We start from the raw sequence: 23,714 nt of genomic DNA, 5'->3' as shown, positions 1-23,714 counted from the left end.
ACCTCCGGCCAAACCGGGCCGGTCGGCTACTGCCCACGGCCCGCAAACACGTCTAGATTCGGTTCATGGCGGACACGAAGCGCGAGATCGAGCGTAAGTACGAAGGCCCCGCCGCCGAGGGCGGAACCGAGATGCCGGACCTGAGCGGCGTCCCGGGCGTCGCGGGCGTCGTCGACAAGGGCGTCGCCGAACTCGACGCCACCTACTACGACACCCCCGACCAACGCCTCGCCGCCGCCTCCCTCACCCTGCGCCGCCGCACCGGTGGCGACGACGCCGGCTGGCACCTCAAGCTCCCCGTCTCCGAGGGCGTGCGCGACGAGATCCGGGCCCCCCTCTCCGACACCGTGCCCCGCGTGCTCACGGGCCTCGTCCGCTCTCGCGTCCGCGACGCCGAACTCGTCCCCCTCGTACGCCTGCGCTCGGCCCGCGACGTCCGCCACCTCGTCGACGACTCCGGCGCCCTGCTCGCCGAGGTCAGCCTCGACCGCGTCCGCGCGGACCGGATCGGCGCGGGCGACGGCACCGCGGCCTGGACCGAGATCGAGGTGGAACTCGCCGACGACGGCGACCCCGCCTTCCTCGACAAGGTCGAGAAGAAACTCCGCAAGGCCGGACTGAAACGCTCCGCCTCGCCCTCCAAACTGGCGAAGGCGCTGGGCGCGACCAGGACCGGGAAGCGAGCCGGGAAGCCCGCCGAGGAGCCCACCGGGAAGCCCGCTCCCGAGAAGGAGCCGGCCGGCGCGGGCGACCACGTCCTCGCCTACCTCCGCGCCCAGTACGACGCCATCGTCGAACTCGATCCCGCCGTCCGCCGCGACCTCCCCGACTCCGTGCACAGCATGCGCGTCGCCACCCGCCGGATGCGCAGCACCTTCCGCTCGTACCGGAAGGTCCTCGACCGAACCGTCACCGACCCGATCGGCGACGAGCTGAAATGGCTGGCCGGCGAACTCGGCGTCGACCGCGACCAGGAAGTCCTCACCGAGCGGCTCACCGAGTCCCTCGGCGAACTGCCCCGCACCCTGCTCTCCGGCCCCGTCCGCGCCCGGCTGCGCACCTGGGCGAACGCCCGCCGCGGCGGCTCCCGGCGCCGCCTGATCGCCGTCCTGGACGGCAAGCGGTACATGGCGCTGCTCACCGCGCTCGACGCGCTCGTGACCGACCCGCCGCTGCTCGAGGCGGCCGGGGGCGACCCCGGGAAGGTGATCGCGAAGGCCGTCCGCAAGGACTTCGGAAAGGTCTCCGACCTCGTCGAGCAGGCCCTCGACCGGCCACCGGGCACCGACCGCGACCACGCGATGCACGAGGCCCGCAAGAAGGCCAAGCGCACCCGCTACGCCGCCGAGGCCGCGGCCCCGGCCCTGGGCGCACCGGCCACCGGCCTGGTCAAGTCGATGAAGTCGCTGCAGAGCCTCCTCGGCGACCACCAGGACAGTGTGATGACCCGGGAGACCCTGCGGGAACTGGCGACCCTGGCCCACGCGGCGGGGGAGAGCTCGTTCACCTACGGGGTGCTCTACGGCCGCGAGGAGCAGCGCGCCGCAGCGGCCGAGGCGGCCCTGCCGGAGGCCTGGGAGAAGATCGCGGCGCAGACCACGGTCTGACGGCGTCGCCGCAGGTCACGGGCGGGACCGGAGCCTCGGCGCCCGCCCGGCGGCGCGGCACCGGAGGCGGGGACCGGGAGGCGGCGGGAGCCCGGTGTCCGTCCGGCGGTGCGGCGAGCCCCTCCGATCGCGTTACGCTAGATGGTCATCCCCATCAGCTCACGAAGGTTCGCGAGATGCCTGCCGAAACCGCCGTGTCGGTCTTCCCACAGCTCGAAGCTCTGCTCCCGCATGTGCAGAAGCCGATCCAGTACGTCGGCGGAGAACTCAACTCCACGGTCAAGCCCTGGGAGTCCTGTGACGTCCGCTGGGCCCTGATGTACCCCGACGCCTACGAGGTCGGCCTGCCCAACCAGGGCGTCATGATCCTCTACGAGGTGCTGAACGAGCGCGAGGGCGTCCTCGCCGAGCGCACGTACAGCGTCTGGCCGGACCTCGAGGAACTGATGCGCGAGCACCGGGTCCCGCAGTTCACCGTGGACAGCCACCGCCCGGTGAAGGCCTTCGACGTGTTCGGCCTGTCCTTCTCCACGGAGCTGGGCTACACGAACATGCTGACCGCCCTGGACCTGGCGGGCATCCCGCTGGAGTCCAAGGACCGCACGCTCGACGACCCGATCGTCCTCGCGGGCGGCCACGCGGCCTTCAACCCCGAGCCGATCGCCGACTTCATCGACGCGGCGATCATCGGCGACGGCGAGCAGGCCGTGCTCGACATGACCGAGATCATCCGCGCCTGGAAGGCGGAGGGCCGCCCCGGAGGCCGCGAGGAGGTCCTCTTCCGCCTCGCGAAGACGGGCAGCGTCTACGTCCCCGCCTTCTACGACGTCGAGTACCTCCCCGACGGCCGCATCGGCCGCGTGGTCCCGAACAAGTCGGGCGTCCCGTGGCGCGTGTCCAAGCACACGGTCATGGACCTCGACGAGTGGCCCTACCCGAAGCAGCCCCTCGTGCCCCTGGCCGAGACGGTCCACGAGCGCATGTCCGTGGAGATCTTCCGCGGCTGCACGCGCGGCTGCCGCTTCTGCCAGGCGGGCATGATCACCCGCCCGGTGCGCGAGCGCTCCATCACGGGCATCGGCGAGATGGTCGAGAAGGGCCTGAAGGCCACGGGCTTCGAGGAGGTGGGCCTGCTGTCCCTCTCCTCGGCCGACCACTCGGAGATCGGCGACATCGCCAAGGGCCTGGCGGACCGCTACGAGGAAGACAAGATCGGCCTCTCCCTCCCCTCCACCCGCGTGGACGCCTTCAACGTCGACCTCGCGAACGAGCTGACCCGCAACGGCCGCCGCTCGGGCCTGACCTTCGCCCCCGAGGGCGGCTCCGAGCGCATGCGCAAGGTCATCAACAAGATGGTCTCGGAGGAGGACCTCATCCGGACCGTCTCCACCGCCTACGGCAACGGCTGGCGCCAGGTGAAGCTGTACTTCATGTGCGGCCTGCCGACGGAGACGGACGAGGACGTCATGCAGATCGCCGACATGGCGATGAACGTGATCGCCGAGGGCCGCAAGGTCTCCGGCCAGAACGACATCCGCTGCACGGTGTCCATCGGCGGCTTCGTGCCCAAGCCCCACACCCCCTTCCAGTGGGCGCCGCAGCTCTCCGCCGAGGACACGGACGCCCGCCTGGAGAAGCTCCGCGACAAGATCCGCGGTGACAAGAAGTACGGCCGCTCGATCGGCTTCCGCTACCACGACGGCAAGCCGGGCATCGTCGAGGGCCTGCTCTCCCGCGGCGACCGCCGCATCGGCTCCGTCATCCGCGCCGTCTACGAGGACGGCGGCCGCTTCGACGGCTGGCGCGAGCACTTCTCCTACGACCGCTGGATGGCCTGCGCCGACAAGGCCCTGGCCCCCTTCGGCGTCGACGTCGACTGGTACACCACCCGCGAGCGCACCTACGAGGAGGTCCTCCCCTGGGACCACCTCGACTCGGGCCTCGACAAGGACTGGCTCTGGGAGGACTGGCAGGACTCCCTCGACGAGACCGAGGTCGAGGACTGCCGCTGGACACCGTGCTTCGACTGCGGCGTCTGTCCGCAGATGGACACCAGCATCCAGATCGGCCCCACCGGTAAGAAGCTCCTGCCGCTGACGGTCAAGAACGCAGCTCCGGCGCCGGCGTCGAGCGGCCACTCTCACTGACGTGAGCGGGGCACTCGATCGGGTGGCTCAGGCTCTGGCGGGGGCGAGCGAGGACGAGGTTGGCGTTGCGCTGTCCGCGGCCGGCATCTCGGTCCCGCGCCCGTCGGTGCCGTCAGCACCCCTCCGGACGCCCCTGCCGGGCCCTGAGGCTTCGCTGCACATCGTTTCCGAGGTGGAGTGGGTCTGAGGCCCAGATCGGCTTCTGCGTGACGTGAACGACCGCGAGCCCCCTTCCCTGACTGGGAAGGGGGCTCGTCGGCGAGTGGGCCCACAAGTGACGTTGGGACCGCCTGCGTAGCTGAGTCAGGGAGTCATCAAACCGGTTCGGCCGGCGGCGTGACGCCAGAACCCGCCCTCGCGGAGGCAGGCGATGGCTTTAGGGGCAGCACGCTGATATCTGCATGTGCCGCATTTCGAGGGTCCACTGGTCTGGCTGCGCAACGGCGCCCGCCTTGCGGCGTCAATCGAGGATCCGTCGACCCCATGGCTACGCTGTTGTCGAACTGTCAAGCGACTCCATCAAGAGTCGCCCCTGCCTATGGTCCAAGGTGACGCGGAAATGCTCGCGAACGAGGACCTGTTCGCATGGAATGATCCAGCGCACATGCCTTGCATCTACGATCTCTTCAAGGCATTCCGTTAGGGCGCGCAAAGTGGTGGTGAACGACCCCAGCCCGTAGATCTGGTAGTTTCCTGCTCGCTTCCTGGCCATCCTCGCGGCAACAGGCGGCATGCATAAAGCCGTTACCGCGTGGAGTACGCGGAAGCATCGCCAGCGGTAGACGTCGCGCCTGACCTGCAATCGCATCCTGGGTACCGCATAGCAGAGAATGCCCAGAGCCTTTAAGAGCTTGGACAGCTTTCCGGGCACCGTGTCCAGCCCTGCGGCCCATTCCTCTTTGTAGCGCTCGGTACGTTCGTGGTCGCCGACAAATCGAGCACCCCACCGGACGATCTTGACGGCGATCCATGGTGCTACTTCGCCGAACTCCGCGAGGAGTAACGGTACGACAATCACTGTCGCGATGGTCCACGGGTTCATTCGCTGGCCCCCAATGCGCCCCTCAGCCCAGGCAGCAGGCGTCGTGCCGAACGTGCTGCACGTGTTGAGTGACGCTCTGCCAGCAAGCTTCTTGCCGCAATCAACCCATCGGGGCTGAGGCGGTAGAGGCGCTTTCGGGGCCTGCCTTCGATGGCGGATTCTTCCCAGCGGCTTGCCACCCACCCTGCTTCTTCGAGGCGTGCCAGGATCGGGTAGATGCTTCCCGTTGGCCTCCCGCACTCCTTGGACAGCGCGAAGCCGTGCAGTTCGGCATCAGCTCCCACGAGTTCCTTCAGAACGTCGAGCAGAGCCGGGGTGATCCTTCCAGGACTCTCCATGCCCTAACTCTACATATGCTTAGTTAGGATCGCTACCCCCGGCCGAACGCTGAACGGGCTTCGCGCTGAGGCGAGATGAAGCCCCATCAGGTGATTTGCGGGGCGGGCAGAGCGGGTCGAACCGAGCGGGGCCGCGACCGATCCCCCGATCCCGTCGCGGCCCCGTGTCTAGGGGTGTTGAGGGTGGTTACGAGCCGCAGCAGCCGCCCGCCGGCGCTTCCTGCGTGGCGGTGTTCGCGCCGAGCTGGATGAGTTGCGGTGCCGGGGCGCAGCAGCCGCCCTCGGCCTGGTCCGCTTCGGGGGCGTCGAAGAGTCCTGCTCCGCCGCAGACTCCGGTTTCGGGGAGGGTGAGTTCGACGCGGTCGGCGGAGTCGATGTCGCCTGCGATGGCGGCGACGACGGAGCGGACCTGTTCATAGCCGGTCATGGCGAGGAAGGTCGGGGCGCGGCCGTAGGACTTCATGCCGACCAGGTAGATGCCGTGTTCGGGGTGGGCGAGTTCGCGGTGGCCGTGCGGGTAGACGGTGCCGCACGAGTGCTGGTTGGGGTCGATCAGCGGCGCGAGTTCGATCGGCGCCTGAAGGCGCTCGTCCAGGCCGAGGCGGATCTCGGACAGGAACGACAGGTCCGGGCGGAAGCCGGTCAGGACGATCAGCTCGTCCACCGGTTCCAGGCGAGTGCCGTCCTCGGCGACGAGGACCAGGCGGCCGGCGTCGTCACGCTCGATCTCATCGGTGCGGAAACCCGTGACGGCGTCCGCGTATCCGTCGTCCACTGCGGCCTTGGCGGCCAGACCGAGTGCGCCGCGGGCCGGGAGCTGGTCGCTGGTGCCGCCGCCGAAGGTCGAGCCGGAGATGCCGCGGCGCAGAATCCACACGGCCTTGGTGCCCGTGCCGTCGTCGGCCTTGGCCAGGTCGGCGAGGTAGGCCAGCGCGGTGAAGGCGGATGCCCCGGAGCCGATCACGGCGGTGCGCTTTCCGACGTGCCGGGTACGTACGGCCGGGTCCTTCAGGTCGGGGACGCGGTAGGTGATCCTGTCGGCGGCTGCACGCTCGCCGAGTGCGGGCAGGCCGCTGCCGCCGGCGGGGCTGGGGGTGGTCCAGGTGCCGGATGCGTCGATGACCGCTCGGGCGAACAGCCGCTCCTCGCGGCCGTCCGTGTGCTCGACGTGGACGACGAACGGCTGTGACTCGCGGTCGGCGTCGACGATCCGGTCTCGGCCGGTCCGGGACGCGCCGGTCACCCGTGCTCCGGTGCGGACCCGGTCACCGAGGACATCGGCGAGCGGCTGGAGGTACTGCCCGGCCCAGTCCCCGCCCGACGGGTAGGAAGCCGGGTCCGGCTTGGTCCACCCGGTCGGTGCGAGCAGCTTCTCCGCTGCCGGATCGGTGACCTCGCCCCAGGTGGAGAACAGCCGCACGTGCGACCACTCCCGCACCGCTGCACCGGCCCTCGGACCGGCTTCCAGGACCAGCGGCTCGATGCCGCGGTCGACCAGGTGGGCGGCGGCGGCCAGACCGGCGGGTCCGGCTCCGATCACGACGACGGGCAGCTCAGCGGGGACGGGCGCGTTCACAGCGACTCCTTGCTTGTTTCGACGTTTGTCGATGGCTTGCGCGGCCAGCATGGCACTTGCTTCGATCAACGTCAACATAGACATTCATCGAAGTAGCAAGATGGGCGATGCGGAGTGCGAAGCGAAGTGATCACTGGCGGGTGGTCGGGCGTGCGCGCGGCGGGCCCCTGTCGTCCGCGAGTGGTCGACCCCCGCGGCCCTTGGTTCGACGTATGTCAACATAGATGCATGTCGAACACGAACGTGCTGCCGCTGATCGAGCCCGAGCCTGCCGCCGCCGCGGCGCCGTGCTGCCCGCCGCTCACGGAGCGCCCTTTCAGCGCCGATGAGGCCGAGACGGCCGCGCGGATGTTCAAGGCGCTGGGCGACCCGGTACGGCTCCGTCTGTTCTCCGCCGTGGCTTCCCACGAGGGCGGCGAGGCGTGCGTGTGCGACATCTCCGACGTCGGGGTCTCTCAGCCGACCGTCTCCCACCACCTGAAGAAGCTCAAGGAGGCCGGGCTGCTCACCTCCGAGCGGCGCGGCACGTGGGTCTACTACCGGGTTGAGCCCTCGGTACTGGCGGCGATGGGCAAGCTGCTGGCCTTCGGGCCGGCTGCGGCCTGACGCCCGGCCCGGTGCGGCGGCCGGGTACTGCCCTGCCGCCGCCGATCATCACCACCCGGGCCACCCGTGTCAGGCGGAGGCTTTCCGGCCGGACTGGAAGATGAGGGCCACCAGCGCGAGCCCCACCGCGGCGCCGATCAACTGCATGGCGATGAAGCCCGGCACCGAGCCGGGGGCGATGCCCGCGAACGTGTCGGTGAAGGCGCGGCCGATCGTCACCGCCGGGTTGGCGAACGACGTGGACGACGTGAACCAGTACGCGGCACCGATGTAGGAGGCGACCGCCACGGGCGCGAAGCGAAGACGGTCGGTGCGGGCCAGGCCGAAGACGAGCAGGATCAGCCCCGCCGTCGCGACCACCTCACCGAGCAGCAGGTTCCCGCTGGAACGGTCGTGGGTGGACCACTTCACCAGCGGTGCGCCGAACATCGCATCGGCCAGGAAAGAGCCCGCGATCGCACCGGCGATCTGCGCGGGAACGTAGACGGCCAGCTCCCGCGCGCTCACGCCGGCGCCGCCCCGCCGGGCGGTCCACCACTCGGCCAGGGTGACCGCCGGGTTGAAGTGCGCGCCGGACACCGGGCCGAACAGAGTGATCAGGACGCCGAGGCCGAAGACGGTGGCCGTGGAGTTGGCGAGCAGTTGAAGACCTACGTCCTTGGTCAGTTCCGTGGCCTGGATACCGGAGCCGACCACGATCGCCACGAGCGCCGCCGTGCCGACGAGTTCGGCCAGCGCCTTGGCGATCAGTGGAGGAGCCTGGGGCGGGGTGGCACCTGGGGCGGGCTGCGGTCCGGTGACCGGGGGTGCGGGGGGCTCGGCTCTGTCGTGCTCAGCGGCCTCGGTGGCGCTCAACAGGTCTCCTCGATGCGTGCGGATGGCGAAGGGTGCGGCGGACTCAGGGGCAGGAGCGCTTGGTGTCGTTCTCCGCGGTGACACGCGCGGTCTCCGCGAGGTCGGCGAACTGACCGGCCAGCGAGGCGATGACCTCTGGCTTGAGCCGGTAGTACGTGAACCGGCCGCACGGTTCTGTCTCCACGACCCCGGCCTCCCGCAGCACCTTCAGGTGGTTGGAGAGGTTGGTCTGCCTGGCCCCCGTCTCCTCCATCAGGTGCGTGGTGCAGAGCGTCTCCTTGGCGAGCAGGGTGACGATCTGGAGCCTCAGCGGGTCGGCCAGTACCCGGATCAGATCAGTGTCGACTGACGTCAGCATGGGCTGATACTGTCACATCAGTCTGAACTGATACCAGTCCGGGCTGATCTCAAGTGGCAGTCTCCCGGCGTCTCGTCGGCGACGACCCGCAGGGGCCCGCTCGGTCCGCTCGGTCCGCTCGCGAAGGAAGAACCGATGTCCTCCAGCCCGCTCGCCTCCGTGCTGTTCGTCTGCGTTCACAACGCCGGCCGTTCTCAGATGGCCGCCGGATTCCTCTCCCACCTCGCGGGCGACCGGGTCGAGGTCCGCTCCGCCGGCTCGATTCCGGGCGACCGGGTCAACCCGGCCGCGGTCGAGGCCATGAGTGAGGTCGGCGTCGACATCTCCGAGGCCGAGCCGAAGATCCTCACCACCGAGGCAGTCCAGGCGTCCGACTACGTCATCACCATGGGCTGTGGCGACGCGTGCCCCATCTTCCCGGGCAAGAAGTACCTGGACTGGGCGCTGGAGGACCCGGCGGGCAAGGGCGTCGAGTCGGTCCGCCCGATCCGGGACGAGATCAAGGTCCGCATCGAGGCCCTGATCGCCGAGATCGACGCTGCCGCGAAGGCCGAGGACTGAGTCGGGCTTCATGGGCCTCGCTCCGGCGCGGCCCATGAGGTGACGTTCTGGTCTGCCGCAGACGGACACGGCCATGCGAATCGGTCCGACGGGCTGGAAGGTGCTGCCGCTGACGGTCGAGAACGCGGGTCCGGCGCCGGCCACGAGCGGCCACTGGCGTTCGATGGTGCGTGAGTTGGTGGGGAGGCGCGTCCGCACGTCGGCCGCCGGTCGTGGCGCGGTCGAGGGAACGCCTCGCCTGCGGACCGAGGCGGAAACCCGATGTGGCCGGGGCTAGGGTGCCGACATGAAGATCTTGGATCTGAACCCCGGTGACCTGCGGCTCGGCCTGATACTGCCCGTCCTGCGCGAGTTGCGTCCGCACCTCACCGAGGACCTCTTCCGCGAGGTGTACGAGGAGGGGTACGCGCAAGGGCTGCGCTTCACCGCCGCGTTCAGCGACGACGGAACGTGCGTGGGTGTGGCCGGATGGCGTGTCATCGTGAACACCAGCGCGGTGCGCAAGCTGTACGTGGACGACCTGGTCACCGCGGAGACCGCTCGATCGGGCGGGGTGGGCCGCGCCCTCCTCTCGTACCTGGAGGAGCGGGCGCGGGAGACGGGGTGCCGGAGGCTGGACCTGGACTCGGGTACACAGCGGGTGGAGGCCCATCGCTTCTACCTGCGGGAGCGGATGGGCATCAACTCCTTCCACTTCAGCAAGAAGATCGAAGGCGCCGCGCAGGCGTGATCGGCCTGGCCGGGATCCTGCGGTGCAGCACCACAAACCGTGCCGCTCTCGTGGACGAGGCGGCGGCTGCGCTGTCCGCCAGGACGACCTGACGGGTGGTCCGACGCAAGCCCGTGACGAGAAGGGCGTCTTCCGCGATCCGGTCGGCGGATCCACCACCCGCCGGTGTGCCGCCCGGACGTCCTCCTCGACCAGGTGGTCGCTGCGCCGGCTGCCGTCGACGTTCCGGTTCCCCGTCCGTCGGGCCTTCGAACCCCCTCCCGTCCGGCTGTCCGGGAGGGGGCCCTCGGCGTGGCCGACGGCCGCACGGCGACGGTGTACGCGCGGAGCGGGCGGGGTCAGGCCGGGGTGTCGGCGTCCTGCGTGGAGGCCGCGAACGCCTCGGGGCCCTGCTCCGCCGCCGCGGGGTCCATCCACATGACCTGCCAGCCGTGGCCGTCGAGGTCGTAGAAGCTGCGTGAGTACATGAAGCCGTAGTCCTCGGCGTCGTCCACCTCGGTGCCGCCCGCCGCGAGCGCGGTGGCGCTGACCGCGTCGACCTCGTCGCGGGACGACACGCTGAAGCAGTACAGCGCCAACGTGTGCGTGGTGGGATCGGCCATCGGCAGTTTCGCGAACTCCGCGAACTTCTCGCGGGTGAGCAGCATGACGAAGGCGTCCTCGCCGACCAGCATGCAGGCGGCGGTCTCGTCGGTGAACTTCGGGTTGAAGCCGAACCCGAGCTTGGCGAAGAACGCCTTGCTGAGCTCGAGGTCCGCCACGGGGAGGTTCACGAACAGCATGCGGCCGGGGTGTGCGGGGTGCGTCATGGTGGGTCTCCAGTCGGTGGCTCGGTGGCGTACGTCCTGGTAGACCGGCCCGGTCGGCGGAACTCATCGGTGCGTCCCGATCGGGATGCGGTCGCGGCTCGGTGTGTCCCGACGGGGACGCGGTCGCGGCGCCGGTCGAGTCCACGGCCTCGGTCCGGGGATCCGGCTCCGTACCTCCTCGGCTCCGGGTGGAGACGGCCCGCCCGGCCGCTCACGTGCCGTGCGCGTGCGTGTTCCTGCCCGGCCGGGACCTCGCGCTCCGCCTGCCGTACCGGGGCGTGCGCACGGTGACGAGACCTGTCAGCGCTTGAAGGAGCCCTTGGCCTGTTCCTTCGTGCCGCGCAATCTGCCCCGTGCCTCGAGGGCGGCGCCCTTCGCCGCGAGAGTTTCCTTGTGCATCGCGTGGGCCGCCTTCCGCACGGTCTTTCCGACGACCTGCTCGGCCTTCGCCTTGGCCCGTTCTCCGGCACTCATCTTCGTACCTCCGCGGAATCCCACCGGCCGGGTTCCCTTGTCGTGGGACGGAAAACCGAGGGGACACGTCGGCAGTGGTGGAGGGGAGCCGGCCGAGCCCCTTCCCGCGGGGAGGGGCTCTTCGTCCGTTCCGTGCCGCGCGGGCGATCGTGATCGCGTTCTTCGGCGCCGGGACCGTGGTGATGGCCTCGTGCTCGCGGATCGTCTTCGCGATGGCGCGTGACGGGCGGTTCCCCGCCCACCGGCTGATGCGCCGGGTCGACCCGCGCACGCACACGCCGATCCCCGCGACGATCCTGATCTTCGTCATGGGCGTCGCCCTGATGGTGGCGCTGCCGGGCGACGCGCTGCTCCAGCTGATCACGGCGAGCACCATCATTCCGGCGCTCGTCTACGGTGCGACGATCGTCCTGTACCTCGCGGTGCGCCGCCGACTGGACCGCAACAAGGGTGCCTTCGACCTCGGACGGTTCGAGCTGCCGGTCGCGATCTGCGCGCTGGTGTGGACGGTGGCGTCCCTGGTCATGCTGGTCTCGCCGTCGGAGGCGCTCGTTCCCTCGCTGATCGTCGTGGGGCTGATCGTCGCGGGCGGGCTGTTCTTCGCCGGGCTGCTGCTGTTCAACCGTCAGGCGCTGGAGAGCGAGCCGGGAATGCCGGTGTCCTCGGGCACGGACGGGGGGTAGTCCGCTCCTGGTGACCCGGCAGGGAGGGGCGCCGGTCGTGGCCCCGCCGCTATTTCGAGTGCCCTGACCGTCGGCGGCGCTACCATGGGCGTCGTTCAGGTGCGCAGGTTGCGGCTACTTCTCCTGCAACGAGAGCGACGCGGGTTCGAATCCCGCCCCGGCCCCGGCCGGTGTTGTCCAGCGGCCCAAGATGCTACGTCGCCGCCACCGACTCCGATCTCTGAACGCTCGGACCGAGCCGCCCGTCCCGGGACATCCGGGTGGGCGGCTCCGTCGTGCGTGCAGGGTGTCCGAGAGGGGTGTCCGTGAGGGCGCCGATCGTCGGTCGTCGGCCCTCTGCGCCCCCTCGTGCGTGCCGGTCATACGCCGCCGTTGACGGCGTCGGGCGTCGGCTGCCGGGCGACGAGGATCCAGGGCTTGGGACGGCCCGTGCGGTCGGCGCAGTTCAGGGTCGCGGGGTGGGTGGTGGTGAACGCGACACAGGCGGCTTCCCAGACCTGGCCCGTGGTGGTGATGACGTCGAACTTGATGCGCTTCACCGTGGTGGACCGGTTGTGCGCGTTGACGGTGACGTCGCAGGGCAGCCCGGCCGCGCCGCCGGCGGGATAGCCGGGACGGCCGCTGAGGTCGGTCCACAGGACGATCTGCTGTTCACCGGTGCGCTGGTCGCGGATGCCCGCGTACGTCCTTCCGCCCGTCAGCGCGAGACGGATCTCGAAGTCCGTCGATTCCTGCGCGGCGTCGATCCCGACGCAGGGGCCCGTCGGGCCGGTTTCGCCCTGGGGGCCGGTGGCGCCGGTCGGGCCGGGCAGGCCCTGCGGCCCGGTGGGTCCGGTCGCGCCCCTCGGGCCCCGTGGACCTCTGCACCCCCTCGGGCCGTCGGCGGGTTCGCTCGTGGGGACCTGCTCCTCGACGCGGCGCGGCCTGCACCTGTCGCCGCCGTCCGGAGCCGCCGTCGTACGGTCGGACGTGGCCAGGTCCGCCGGTGTCGCGGGGCCGACCACCCCCGACGCCATCACCAGCGTCAGTGACGTGACCACACCCGCCCTCTTGAACCGGCCGCGGGCCGGCGGGCCCGGCAGGCAGGCGGTCCGGGACTCGGGATTCATACGGGGCACTCCTCGAATCGATCGGTGGAATTTTCCTGAAGCCGATCGTGAGCTTGACCCGTTGGCGCCGGTCGGACCGGCGCATTCCAGAGAAACGCGCCATGTATATCATCAAATCAGCCCAATTGGTGACTGTCTGGTGACGCTTGCTCAATTGTCGCCCGGTGATCCGACGTTGGACCTGCCGTGCCCGGTCGGATGCGCGTGGGCGGCTTCGGCGAGCGGGACGCGGGGGAGGGGTGTCCGGGAGAGCGGCCGGCGTCCCGCCGGACACCCCTCGTGCGTGTCGGGCCGTCGGCCGGTGGCGGGCCGACGGCCCCGACGGAGTGCGTTCCTGGGCTCGGGATCCATCTGCGGGTACTCCTCCGTCGATCGGCGGGGAACCCCCCGAAGCCGATCGCGGGCTTCACCCGGCGGCACCAGGAAGATCGTCACACTCCACCGAAACGCACCCCGAACATCATCTGATCAGTCCGATCGGGACACTCTCGCGGCGAGGCAATTGCCCGACCCGGACGCGCAGTTGGCCCGCCTGCGGCCGATCGGGCGCTGTTTCGGCACCCGGTCCCGTGCGGAGCGCCTCCAGGCGTCCGGCGTGTGCCACATTGGCCGCCGTGAAGCCGCAGACCATCTGCCTCTGCATGATCGTCAAGAACGAGTCGCGGGTCATCGAACGCTGTCTCGGCTCGGTCCGCCACCTGATCGACACCTGGATGATCTCCGACACCGGCTCGACGGACGGCACCCAGGACCTGATCCGCGCGGCACTCGCCGGCGTCCCGGGCGAACTCCACGAGGAGCCCTGGGTCGACTTCGGCCACAACCGCACCCGGAACATCCGCCGCGCCCGCGGCAGGGCCGACTTCCTGCTCACGGTCGACGCCGACCACGTGCTGCGCCAGGACGCCCCGCTGCCGTCGCTGACGGCGACCTCGTACATGCTGCGCTACGACACCCCGGGCACCCAGCACCGCTTCAAGCACCTGATGCGCGGGGACCGGGACTGGCGCTACGAGGGCGTCACCCACGAGTACCCGTGCACCGACGGGCCCGACGCCCAGGAGAACCTGGACGCGCTGGTGATCGAGGACCACGCCGACGGCGGCTGCCGCGCCGACAAGTTCGAACGCGACGCCCGCCTGCTGCGGGGCGAGCTGGAGCGCGACCCCGCCAACACCCGTACGGTCTTCTACCTCGCCAACACCGAACGCGACCTCGGGAACGCCGAGGAGGCGATCGCGCTGTACGAGCGGCGCGCGGCGATGGGCGGCTGGCCGGAGGAGGTCTACGTCTCGCTCCTGGAGGCCGGTGTCCTCAAGGCCGAGAGGGCCGGGGACTGGCCGGGGGCGATGGACGCGTTCTCCCGCGCCTGGGAGGTGCGTCCGCAACGCCTCGAGGCCTGCTACGAACTGGCCTCCCGGCTGCGGGTCCTGGGCCGGTACCGCACCGCGCACGCCCTGCTCGACGCCGCCCTCGACCGGCCCGAACCCGACGATCTGCTGTTCACCCGGAGCTGGGTGTACCGCTGGGGCCTGCTCTTCGAGTACTCGATCACCGCCTACTGGGTGGGCGACCACGCGGGCTCGGTCCGGGCCTGCGACCGGCTGCTGGCCCTGCCCGACCTGCCCGAGGCGGTCCGGCGCCAGACCGGGATCAACCGCGAGTTCTCCGTCCGGCGCCTCGTCACCGTCCCCCCGCCGGCCCCCGTTCCCGACGGGCCGAGGGCGTCCCGGCCGGGCGGGAGCGGCGACGGGCGGCGGGCCGGGAGCCCGGGGGAGGGGTGACGGCCGTACCACCGGGGCCGGCGTGTCGTGTCCGTCAGGTGCCGGCACGTCGCATCCATCGGGGCCGCCGGTGCGTCTACGCAGGTATGGATCTGGAAAAACCGTCCGCAGCCCGGCCCGCCGCGCAGGCCGAGGGATGTCTCGCCGTCGCGATCCGCGTTCCGGTGCGGATCGTGGTGCTCGTCCTCGTCGTGCCGGTACGGATGGTGTGGGACGCGCTCGTCGTGAGCGGAAGGTTTCTTCAGAACACGCTGTTCCGGCCGCTCGGGCGGGCCCTCGGCTGGGTGGCGCGGGCGCTGTTCGTCTGGCCCTGGGTGGCGCTGTGGCGGTACGTCGTCCTGCCGGTCGCCGAGGCGCTGGCCCGGCTCGGGCACGTGCTGCTCGTCGTCCCCGCGGTCTGGCTGTACCGCACGGTCCTGACCCCGCTCGGCCACGCCCTCGCCTGGACGGCCCGCAGGACCGGCGCCCTGCTCGCCCTGGTGCTCACGGGAGTCCTGACCGCGTTCAAGTGGTTCGTCGGCGGCGTCCTGACCGTGCTCGACCGGATCCTCGGCGGTGTCGAGGCCGTGTGCGGCTGGGTGTACGCGCGGCTGCTCACGCCGGTCGGGCGCGCCGTGGCCTGGGTGTTCAAGGGCGTCGGCATGGTCCTCGCGGCCGTCGCGTTCGGGGCGTACACCGCCGTCGCCTGGCTGGTCCGGTATCTGCTCGTGGTTCCCGCCGTGTGGCTGTACACGTGGGTGCTCACCCCGGTCGGCAGGGCGATCGCCTTCCTCGCCGGGTGGTTCGCGCGGATCGTACGGATGGTCTTCACGGGCATCGGGACCGCTCTCCACCGGACCGCCCGTGTCCTGCTGGTGCTTCCCGCCCTCGCGGTGTGGCGGTGGGTCCTCGTGCCCGTCGGACGGGCCCTCGCCGTCGTGGCCAGGGAGATCGGCGAGGCCCTCGGGCACGCGTGGCGGATCGCCGGGTACGTCTCGCTCGCCGTCGGACGCTTCCTCGCGCGTCTTTTCCGGTGGACCTTCGTGGAACCGGCGCGCTGGGCCTACCGGACCGTGCTGACACCGGTCGGGCACGCCGTGCGCGATCTGGTGCTCAGGCCCGCGGCCGAGGCGGCGCGCGCGGCCGGGCGGACGGCACGGCAGGCCTTGGAGGCCGCCCGGGACAGCGCCCGGCAGGCCCGCGCCGACTTCCGGCGGATGCTCTTCGGAACCCCCGCGGAACCACAGCCGGTCGCCCGGCGGGAACCAGCGGCCGGTGAGACACGTACTCTAGGTAGCAGTACGACCGCACTCATGAAGGACTGAGCGACACTGGGCAAGCGACAGCCCGAAGGCCCGCCGCCCGCACCCGCGGTGCAGCGCATCCGACTGCGCTACACCAAGCGCGGCCGCCTCCGGTTCACCAGCCACCGTGACTTCCAGCGCGCCTTCGAGCGTGCCCTGCGCCGTGCCGCCGTACCCATGGCGTACTCGGCGGGGTTCACGCCCCATCCGAAGGTGTCGTACGCCAATGCCGCACCCACCGGCACGGGCAGTGAGGCGGAGTACCTGGAGATCGCGCTCACCGACAGGCGCGACCCCGAGAAACTGCGCGAGCTCCTCGACGAGTCGATGCCCCAGGGGCTCGACATCACCGAGGCGGTCGAGGCCCGCGTCTCGGGTCTCGCCGACCGGCTCACCGCCTCCGTGTGGGAGATGCGTCTCGACGGCGTGGACCCGGCGGAAGCGGAGCGCGCGGTGGAGGCCTTCAACGCGGCCGAGACCGTCGAGGTCAGCCGCAAGACCAAGAACGGCATGCGGACGTTCGACGCCCGCGGTGCCGTGGCGAGCCTCGGGACGGCCCCCGAGACGCACAGTCCCCAGGCTGATAGGCCGACCGACCAGCCCTGTGCGATACTGCGGCTGGTTGTTCGGCACGTGACGCCTGCCGTTCGACCCGACGACGTCCTGTCCGGTCTTCGCGCCGTGGCCGACCTGGCGCCGCCGGTCGCCGCTGCGGTGACCAGGCTGGCGCAGGGGCTGTTCGATGAAGAGACCGGCACGGTGACCGACCCGCTCGCGCCCGACCGCGAGGCAGTCGCAGCCGCCCCGGCCGATCGCGCAGGGGCCGCCGAGACCGCCGCCGCGAAGGCGTCGGCGTAAGGAAGGTCCCGCGTAAGGACAGATGTCGTAGCGCCGCCCTCGTATCCGGGAGCCACCTGGGTCGGGCAGCGCACCGACCTTAAGACTTTCGCCAGGCCGTACGCACACATGGTGTACGGAACCGGCGAGACAGGACACAGAGAGCTCCCGTGCGGCGCCCGCGCCCCGGACGGCGGCACCGCGCACCGCGCGAGCCGCGGACGTCACCGGCATCGCCGGACCGGGTGCGGCGCCCGGGAGCCTGACGGGAGATCCACCCGCATGCTCGAGCCGACCGAACCCACCGAGGGTTCCGACAACAACAACACCCCCAGCGACACCCTGCCGCCGCGGCGCCGCCGCCGCGCCGCGTCGCGCCCCGCCGGTCCGCCGACCGCCGCCTCCGAGGCCGCGGCCGAGACCACCGCGCCGGCCATACCGGCCGTCGCGTCCGCCGACCTCGTGGCGGAGGAAGCCCCCGCGGGGGACGTGACCTCCGCGGACACCGAGGCCGAGGAGACGGACGAGACCGAAGAGGTCGCGGTCGAGGAGACCGAGGAGGCTCCGGCCGAGGCCGAGGCCGCCGTCACCACCGAAGACGCCGCACCGCGCCGTACGCGCCGCCGTGCCACCCGCCGGGCCTCCGCGCCCGCCGGTGCGCCCGCCGTGGCCGAGACCGCCGAGGCCGAGGCCGCAGTGGCCGAGACCGTGGCGCCCGCCGCCGCTGTCGCCGAGCCCGAGAGCCGGACCGTCGAGGAGACCCCGGCCGCCGCCGCGGAGGAGACCGCCCCCGCCGGCCGTCCCCGTCGTCGCGCCACCCGTCGCGCCTCCGCCCCCGCCGGTGCGCCCGCCGCGGCCGAGTCCGTCGAGGTCGTGACGACCGCCGCCGAGCAGGCCGCCGCCCCCGCCACCACGGAGGCCGAGCCCGAAGCGCCCGCCGCCGAGGAGGCCGCCCCGCGCCGCACGACCCGCCGTCGCGCCACCCGTCGTGCCTCCGCCCCCGCCGGCGCGCCCGAGGGCGACGGTGCCGACGAGCGCGCGGAGACGCCCGCGAGCGGCGAGAGCAAGCCCGAGGAGCCCGCGCAGCCGGCGGCCGTCGAGGCCGAGGCCGCGCAGACCGAGGCCGCGCAGGGTGAGGACGGCGGTCCGCGTCGTGCCCGCCGCCGCGCCACCCGCAAGGCCGCCGTCGGCTTCTCGGCGCCCACGCAGAAGGACACCGAGGAGTCCTCGCGGCGCCCCGCCCGTCCGGCCGTCGCCGTGTTCCAGGCGCCGGTCTTCACCGAGCCGATGTTCCAGACGCCCGAGCGGGCCGCTGCCGCGGCCGCCGCAGAGGCGGCTGAGGCCGCCGAGGCCGCTGAGGCCGCCGAGCCGGCCGAGACCCCCCAGGAGCCGGCCGCCCCCCGCAGGCGCCGCCGTCGCCGGGGCTTCGAGGACGAGCCGGGAACCGTGGCCGAGGAGCCGCAGGAGTCCGTCGAGGACACCGAGCCCGCCGAGGACCTGGAATCCGCCGAGGACGCGGAGGACGCCGTCGAGGGCGACGAGGGCGAGGAGGAGTCCGCGGGCTCCCGTCGCCGCCGCCGTCGCGGTGGCCGTCGTCGCCGCCGGGGCGAGTCCGCCGAGTCGGACGGCGAGTCCGCCGAGGAGGAGTACGCCGCCGAGCAGGCCGTCCAGGACGCCGAGGACACTGCCGAGCAGGTCGAGGAGGACGCCGAGGAGGCGGAGGAGCGCGAGGAGCCGGGCGGTTCCAGCAGCAGCCGTCGCCGGCGCCGTCGCCGTCGTCGCGCCGGTGACTCCGGTGGCGACGCCGAGCAGCCCGGCGAGAACGACCCCGAGCGCACCGTCGTCAAGGTCCGCGAGCCGCGCGGCCGGCGCGAGGAGCAGCCCTCGGACGAGGTGCAGTCCATCAAGGGCTCGACCCGCCTGGAGGCGAAGAAGCAGCGCCGCCGTGAGGGCCGCGAGCAGGGCCGCCGCCGTGTTCCGATCATCACCGAGGCGGAGTTCCTGGCCCGCCGCGAGGCCGTCGAGCGGGTGATGGTCGTCCGCCAGAGCGGCGAGCGCACCCAGATCGGCGTCCTCGAGGACAACGTGCTCGTCGAGCACTACGTCAACAAGGAGCAGGCGACCTCGTACGTCGGCAACGTCTACCTGGGCAAGGTCCAGAACGTGCTGCCGTCGATGGAGGCGGCCTTCATCGACATCGGCAAGGGCCGCAACGCGGTGCTCTACGCCGGCGAGGTCAACTTCGAGGCGCTCGGCATGGCCAACGGGCCGCGCCGCATCGAGTCCGCCCTCAAGTCCGGCCAGTCCGTCCTGGTGCAGGTCACCAAGGACCCGATCGGCCACAAGGGCGCCCGTCTGACCAGCCAGGTCTCCCTCCCGGGCCGGTACCTGGTGTACGTGCCCGAGGGCTCGATGACCGGCATCAGCCGCAAGCTGCCCGACACCGAGCGCGCGCGTCTGAAGACCATCCTCAAGAAGATCGTCCCCGAGGACGCGGGCGTCATCGTGCGCACCGCCGCCGAGGGCGCGAGCGAGGACGAGCTGCGCCGTGACGTCGAGCGCCTGCAGGCGCAGTGGGAGGACATCCAGAAGAAGGCGAAGAGCGGCAACGCCCCGACCCTGCTCTACGGCGAGCCGGACATGACCGTCCGGGTCGTCCGCGACATCTTCAACGAGGACTTCTCCAAGGTCATCGTCAGCGGCGACGAGGCGTGGGAGACCATCCACGGCTACGTCTCGCACGTGGCGCCCGACCTGACCGACCGGCTGTCGAAGTGGACCTCCGAGGTCGACGTCTTCGCCACCTACCGGATCGACGAGCAGTTGATGAAGGCGCTGGACCGCAAGGTCTGGCTGCCCAGCGGCGGCTCGCTGGTGATCGACAAGACCGAGGCCATGATCGTGGTCGACGTCAACACCGGAAAGTTCACCGGCCAGGGCGGCAACCTCGAGGAGACCGTCACCAGGAACAACCTGGAGGCGGCCGAGGAGATCGTGCGCCAGCTGCGGCTGCGCGACCTCGGCGGCATCGTCGTCATCGACTTCATCGACATGGTCCTGGAGTCCAACCGCGACCTGGTGCTGCGGCGCCTGCTGGAGTGCCTGGGCCGCGACCGCACGAAGCACCAGGTGGCCGAGGTGACCTCGCTGGGCCTCGTGCAGATGACCCGCAAGCGGGTCGGCCAGGGCCTGCTGGAGTCCTTCTCCGAGACCTGCGTCCACTGCAACGGCCGTGGCGTCATCGTGCACATGGAGCAGCCGACCTCCATCGGTGGCGGCGGCAAGCGCAAGAAGCGCGGCCGTGGCGGCGCCGAGCAGGTCCACGAGCACGACCACGAGCTCACGCACGAGCCGGCCGAGGAGCCGGAGGCGGAGACCGAGGCCGAGGTGGCCGCCGAGGTCGCCGCGCCCGTCGCACTGGTCGAGACCGAGTTCCAGCCGGACGAGGAGCTGTACGGCAGCGCCGCCGAGGCGGAGGCCGCGGCCACCCGTGGCCGTTCGCGTCGCCGTGCCTCCCGGCGCGCGTCCGCTCCGGCGGGTGCGCCGAGGACCGAGGAGCGCGCTCCCCGGACCCGGCGCGAGGAGCGCGCCGAGCGGGCCGCCGCCCGGTCCCGCGAGGCCGCCGAGGCCGAGCCGTTCGCGGTCGAGGACCCGGTCGTCGAGGCGCCGGCCGCCGAGCAGCCGGTCGCCGAGGCCCCGGCCGAGACCGTCGAGGCCCCCGCGGCCGCCGTGGCGGAGGCCGAGGCCGCTCCCGCGGGCCGTACGCGCCGTCGTGCGACCCGCAAGGTGTCGGCGCCGGCGGGTTCGCCCAAGTCGGCCGAGGAAGCCGTCGTGACGGTCACGGAGCCGGTCGCGGCGCCCGCCGCCGAGGCTCCGGCGTCCACCGTCGCCGAGGTCGAGGCGACGCCCGAGCCGGTGGCCGAGGCCCCCGCCGAGAGCGCCGCGCCGGCCCGTCCGCGCCGCCGTGCCGTGCGCAAGGCCACCGCGCCCACCGCGTCCGCGGAGGCGGCCGTCGTGGTCGTCCCGTCGGCCGCCGCGGAACCGGCCGCCGAGGCAGCCGAGCCGGTCGCCGAGGTCGAGGCCGACGCCGACGCCGAGGCACCGGCCGCCAAGAAGGCGGCGGCCCGCAAGACGGCCAAGAAGGTGACGGCGAAGAAGGCCGCCACCAAGAAGACCGTCGCCGCGAAGAAGACGGCCGCGAAGAAGACCACGGCCAAGAAGGCGACCGCGAAGAAGGCGGCCGTCAAGTCCACGGCGAAGAAGACCGCGGCGGCTGAGCAGACGCTCTCCACCGTCACGGCGTCCACCGACGAGGGCTGAGGCTCCGCACGGTGTCCCCGGCCCGCGTATCGAGCGGGCCGGGGACACCGCGTGACCGGTGGCACACCCGCGGGGCCCGGCCTGGTTTGACCCTTTCGGTCGCGGCCCCGTAACCTTGACCGTCGGCGTGTCCCCTGACGCGCCGCATCCCCGTAAACCTCTTCCTCCCGGACACCCCGGTGGCCGGGAGAGGCCTTCCGTGTTCGTTCCCGGTCGGCTGGACTGCGGGGTTCCGTTCCGAGCGAAAGAGAGATCCGCGTGTACGCCATCGTGCGCAGCGGTGGTCGCCAGCACAAGGTTGCTGTCGGCGACATCGTCGAGGTTGACAAGATTTCCACCGCCAAGGTTGGCGACACGGTCGAGCTCTCGACCCTGCTCGTCGTCGACGGCGAAGCCGTGACGAGCGACCCCTGGGTCCTTGCCGGCATCAAGGTCCAGGCCGAGGTCGTGGACCACCACAAGGGCGCGAAGATCGACATCCTTCGCTACAAGAACAAGACCGGCTACCGCCGTCGTCAGGGCCACCGCCAGCAGTACACGGCGATCAAGGTCACTGAGATCCCCGCGGCTGCGAAGTAAGGGTAGGGACTGAGACATGGCACACAAGAAGGGCGCATCGTCCACTCGGAACGGTCGCGACTCCAACGCTCAGCGGCTCGGTGTGAAGCGCTTCGGCGGTCAGACCGTCAACGCCGGTGAGATTCTGGTCCGCCAGCGTGGCACCCACTTCCACCCCGGCACCGGTGTCGGCCGTGGCAAGGACGACACGCTGTTCGCGCTGGACGCCGGTGCGGTCGAGTTCGGCACCCACCGTGGCCGCAAGGTCGTGAACATCGTTCCGGTCGCCTGATCGAGTCCCGTCGAGGCTGATCCGGTCCCCTCTCGGACGGGATCGAACGCCTCGGGGCCCAGGCTCCGCAGAACAGAGTTCCTCGCGAGGCGGACCTCACTTCCCCCAGGGGAAGCGGGTCCGCCTTTCGCGTGTTACGCAAGAGACATTCGGTACGTACTGATGCGGCCGAAGAACCGAAGTAACCGAAGTGCTGGAGGCACCCCACATGACCACCTTCGTGGACCGCGTCGAGCTGCACGTCGCCGCGGGTAGCGGAGGCCACGGCTGTGCCTCCGTGCACCGGGAGAAGTTCAAGCCGCTCGGCGGCCCGGACGGCGGCAACGGCGGCCGTGGCGGTGACGTGACCCTGGTCGTCGACCAGTCCGTCACCACGCTGCTCGACTACCACCACTCGCCGCACCGCAAGGCCACCAACGGCAAGCCCGGCGAGGGCGGCAACCGCTCCGGCAAGGACGGCCAGGACCTGGTCCTGCCCGTGCCGGACGGCACCGTCGTGCTCGACAAGGCGGGCAACGTCCTCGCGGACCTCGTCGGACACGGCACCTCGTACGTCGCCGCCGAGGGCGGCCGCGGCGGCCTCGGCAACGCGGCGCTGGCCTCGGCCCGCCGCAAGGCGCCCGGTTTCGCGCTGCTCGGCGTGCCCGGGGACCTCCAGGACATCGTCCTGGAGCTGAAGACCGTCGCCGACGTGGCCCTCGTCGGCTACCCGAGCGCCGGCAAGTCCTCGCTCATCTCGGTCCTGTCCGCCGCCAAGCCGAAGATCGCGGACTACCCCTTCACGACCCTCGTCCCGAACCTGGGCGTGGTCACCGCCGGCGAGACCGTCTACACCATCGCGGACGTGCCCGGCCTCATCCCCGGCGCCAGCCAGGGCAAGGGCCTCGGTCTGGAGTTCCTGCGCCACGTCGAGCGGTGCAGCGTGCTCGTCCACGTCCTGGACACCGCCACGCTCGAATCCGAGCGCGACCCGGTCTCCGACCTCGACATCATCGAGGAGGAGCTCAAGCAGTACGGCGGCCTCGACAACCGTCCGCGCATGGTCGTCCTCAACAAGATCGACGTGCCGGACGGCAAGGACCTGGCGGAGATGGTGCGCCCGGACCTGGAGGCCCGCGGCTACCGCGTCTTCGAGGTGTCCGCGGTCGCCCACACGGGCCTGAAGGAGCTGTCCTTCGCGCTCGCCGACACGGTCGCGAAGTCGCGGGCCGCGAAGCCCAAGGAGGAGGCGACGCGGATCGTCATCCGTCCGAAGGCGGTCGACGACGCCGGCTTCACCGTGACGCAGGAGGAGGACGGCCTCTTCCGCGTGCGGGGCGAGAAGCCCGAGCGCTGGGTGCGCCAGACCGACTTCAACAACGACGAGGCCGTCGGCTACCTCGCCGACCGGCTCAACCGCCTCGGCGTCGAGGCCGAGCTGATGAAGGCGGGCGCCCGCGCCGGCGACGGCGTCGCGATCGGCCCCGAGGAGAACGCGGTCGTCTTCGACTGGGAGCCCACCGTCATGGCCGGTGCGGAGATGCTGGGCCGCCGCGGTGAGGACCACCGCTTCGACGCTCCGCGCCCCGCGACCCAGCGTCGCCGGGACAAGCAGGCCGAGCGGGACGAGTCGGAGAAGGCGTACGACGACTTCGAGCCGTTCTAGGCACTGCCCGGTTCACTCGATACCGCGGTGACGACATGAGAGGGCGGGCCGGAGGTTTTCCTCCGGCCCGCCCTCTCGTGTCCGGGTGGCGTGATCAGCC

At 71.4% G+C, this 23,714-nt stretch carries 21 protein-coding genes and 1 tRNA gene; 14 read left to right on the top strand and 8 right to left on the bottom strand.

The window, feature by feature from the left end; all coding sequences use genetic code 11:
* Nucleotides 1-65: 65 nt before the first annotated feature.
* Together CW362_RS22760 and CW362_RS22755 are read left to right on the top strand one after the other, a co-directional pair.
* Nucleotides 66-1,607 carry a CYTH and CHAD domain-containing protein gene (locus CW362_RS22760; protein WP_103551375.1) on the top strand — a complete coding sequence of 514 codons (1,542 nt, stop codon included), beginning with the start codon at nt 66-68 and terminating at the stop codon, nt 1,605-1,607.
* Between the two features lie 176 nt (nt 1,608-1,783).
* Entirely contained in the window at nt 1,784-3,754 is a 1,971-nt protein-coding gene (locus tag CW362_RS22755) for a TIGR03960 family B12-binding radical SAM protein (protein WP_103551374.1), read from the top strand.
* 487 nt (nt 3,755-4,241) lie between these two features.
* Here CW362_RS22755 and CW362_RS43420 read toward each other — a convergent pair whose 3' ends face one another.
* From CW362_RS43420 to CW362_RS22740, 3 genes are all read right to left on the bottom strand, one after another.
* Entirely contained in the window at nt 4,242-4,772 is a 531-nt protein-coding gene (locus CW362_RS43420; protein WP_162684184.1) for a hypothetical protein, read from the bottom strand.
* 20 nt (nt 4,773-4,792) lie between these two features.
* Nucleotides 4,793-5,134: a PadR family transcriptional regulator gene (locus tag CW362_RS22745; protein ID WP_103551372.1), complete on the bottom strand. Its 342-nt coding sequence runs from the start codon at nt 5,132-5,134 to the stop codon at nt 4,793-4,795.
* A gap of 187 nt (nt 5,135-5,321) precedes the next feature.
* Nucleotides 5,322-6,710 carry an NAD(P)-binding domain-containing protein gene (locus tag CW362_RS22740; protein ID WP_103551371.1) on the bottom strand — a complete coding sequence of 463 codons (1,389 nt, stop codon included), beginning with the start codon at nt 6,708-6,710 and terminating at the stop codon, nt 5,322-5,324.
* A gap of 228 nt (nt 6,711-6,938) precedes the next feature.
* On the opposite strand from CW362_RS22740, the gene CW362_RS22735 reads away from it, so the two are divergent.
* Entirely contained in the window at nt 6,939-7,316 is a 378-nt protein-coding gene (locus tag CW362_RS22735; protein ID WP_103551370.1) for an ArsR/SmtB family transcription factor, read from the top strand.
* Between the two features lie 69 nt (nt 7,317-7,385).
* On the opposite strand, the gene CW362_RS22730 is transcribed toward CW362_RS22735, so the two are convergent.
* Nucleotides 7,386-8,171, bottom strand: coding sequence for an aquaporin (locus tag CW362_RS22730; protein ID WP_103551369.1), 786 nt, complete (start codon nt 8,169-8,171; stop codon nt 7,386-7,388).
* A gap of 43 nt (nt 8,172-8,214) precedes the next feature.
* A complete protein-coding gene (locus tag CW362_RS22725) occupies nt 8,215-8,529 on the bottom strand; it encodes an ArsR/SmtB family transcription factor (protein WP_103551368.1) in 315 nt (104 codons plus the stop codon).
* Nucleotides 8,530-8,664: 135 nt separating this feature from the next.
* Here CW362_RS22725 and CW362_RS22720 point away from each other — a divergent pair, with 135 nt between their 5' ends.
* Together CW362_RS22720 and CW362_RS22710 are read left to right on the top strand one after the other, a co-directional pair.
* A complete protein-coding gene (locus tag CW362_RS22720; protein ID WP_103551367.1) occupies nt 8,665-9,090 on the top strand; it encodes an arsenate reductase ArsC in 426 nt (141 codons plus the stop codon).
* 286 nt (nt 9,091-9,376) lie between these two features.
* Entirely contained in the window at nt 9,377-9,820 is a 444-nt protein-coding gene (locus CW362_RS22710) for a GNAT family N-acetyltransferase (RefSeq protein WP_103551365.1), read from the top strand.
* A 338-nt stretch (nt 9,821-10,158) separates the two neighbouring features.
* On the opposite strand, the gene CW362_RS22705 is transcribed toward CW362_RS22710, so the two are convergent.
* Both CW362_RS22705 and CW362_RS43820 read right to left on the bottom strand, forming a co-directional pair.
* Nucleotides 10,159-10,629, bottom strand: a complete 471-nt coding sequence (locus CW362_RS22705; protein ID WP_206301023.1) for a VOC family protein — start codon at nt 10,627-10,629, stop codon at nt 10,159-10,161.
* A 300-nt stretch (nt 10,630-10,929) separates the two neighbouring features.
* A complete protein-coding gene (locus CW362_RS43820; protein ID WP_167455633.1) occupies nt 10,930-11,103 on the bottom strand; it encodes a hypothetical protein in 174 nt (57 codons plus the stop codon).
* A gap of 149 nt (nt 11,104-11,252) precedes the next feature.
* On the opposite strand from CW362_RS43820, the gene CW362_RS22695 reads away from it, so the two are divergent.
* Together CW362_RS22695 and CW362_RS43415 are read left to right on the top strand one after the other, a co-directional pair.
* On the top strand, nt 11,253-11,786 hold the full coding sequence (locus CW362_RS22695; protein ID WP_240657975.1) for an amino acid permease: 534 nt from the start codon (nt 11,253-11,255) through the stop codon (nt 11,784-11,786).
* Nucleotides 11,787-11,873: 87 nt separating this feature from the next.
* A tRNA-Cys gene (locus tag CW362_RS43415) sits at nt 11,874-11,950 on the top strand.
* 195 nt (nt 11,951-12,145) lie between these two features.
* Here CW362_RS43415 and CW362_RS22690 read toward each other — a convergent pair.
* Nucleotides 12,146-12,895: a collagen-like protein gene (locus tag CW362_RS22690; protein ID WP_103551363.1), complete on the bottom strand. Its 750-nt coding sequence runs from the start codon at nt 12,893-12,895 to the stop codon at nt 12,146-12,148.
* A gap of 614 nt (nt 12,896-13,509) precedes the next feature.
* On the opposite strand from CW362_RS22690, the gene CW362_RS22685 reads away from it, so the two are divergent.
* The 7 genes from CW362_RS22685 to obgE all read left to right on the top strand — a co-directional run bounded on the left by CW362_RS22685 (nt 13,510) and on the right by obgE (nt 23,614).
* Nucleotides 13,510-14,679 (top strand): tetratricopeptide repeat protein, encoded by a 1,170-nt coding sequence (locus tag CW362_RS22685; protein WP_240657974.1) that lies wholly within the window; start codon nt 13,510-13,512, stop codon nt 14,677-14,679.
* 86 nt (nt 14,680-14,765) lie between these two features.
* A complete protein-coding gene (locus CW362_RS22680; RefSeq protein ID WP_103551362.1) occupies nt 14,766-15,983 on the top strand; it encodes a hypothetical protein in 1,218 nt (405 codons plus the stop codon).
* 48 nt (nt 15,984-16,031) lie between these two features.
* Nucleotides 16,032-16,820, top strand: coding sequence for a TIGR03936 family radical SAM-associated protein (locus tag CW362_RS22675; protein WP_103551361.1), 789 nt, complete (start codon nt 16,032-16,034; stop codon nt 16,818-16,820).
* Nucleotides 16,821-17,081: 261 nt separating this feature from the next.
* Entirely contained in the window at nt 17,082-21,119 is a 4,038-nt protein-coding gene (locus tag CW362_RS22670) for an Rne/Rng family ribonuclease (RefSeq protein ID WP_103551360.1), read from the top strand.
* A gap of 258 nt (nt 21,120-21,377) precedes the next feature.
* Nucleotides 21,378-21,698, top strand: coding sequence for a 50S ribosomal protein L21 (gene rplU, locus CW362_RS22665; RefSeq protein WP_103551359.1), 321 nt, complete (start codon nt 21,378-21,380; stop codon nt 21,696-21,698).
* A gap of 16 nt (nt 21,699-21,714) precedes the next feature.
* Nucleotides 21,715-21,969 (top strand): 50S ribosomal protein L27, encoded by a 255-nt coding sequence (gene rpmA, locus CW362_RS22660; RefSeq protein ID WP_030362615.1) that lies wholly within the window; start codon nt 21,715-21,717, stop codon nt 21,967-21,969.
* A 208-nt stretch (nt 21,970-22,177) separates the two neighbouring features.
* Nucleotides 22,178-23,614, top strand: coding sequence for a GTPase ObgE (obgE, locus tag CW362_RS22655; RefSeq protein WP_103551358.1), 1,437 nt, complete (start codon nt 22,178-22,180; stop codon nt 23,612-23,614).
* Nucleotides 23,615-23,714 lie beyond the last annotated feature (100 nt).

The organism is Streptomyces populi, from assembly GCF_002911015.1.
Classification (GTDB): Bacteria; Actinomycetota; Actinomycetes; order Streptomycetales; family Streptomycetaceae; genus Streptomyces; species Streptomyces populi.
This window is presented reverse-complemented; position numbering and strand designations above follow the sequence as displayed.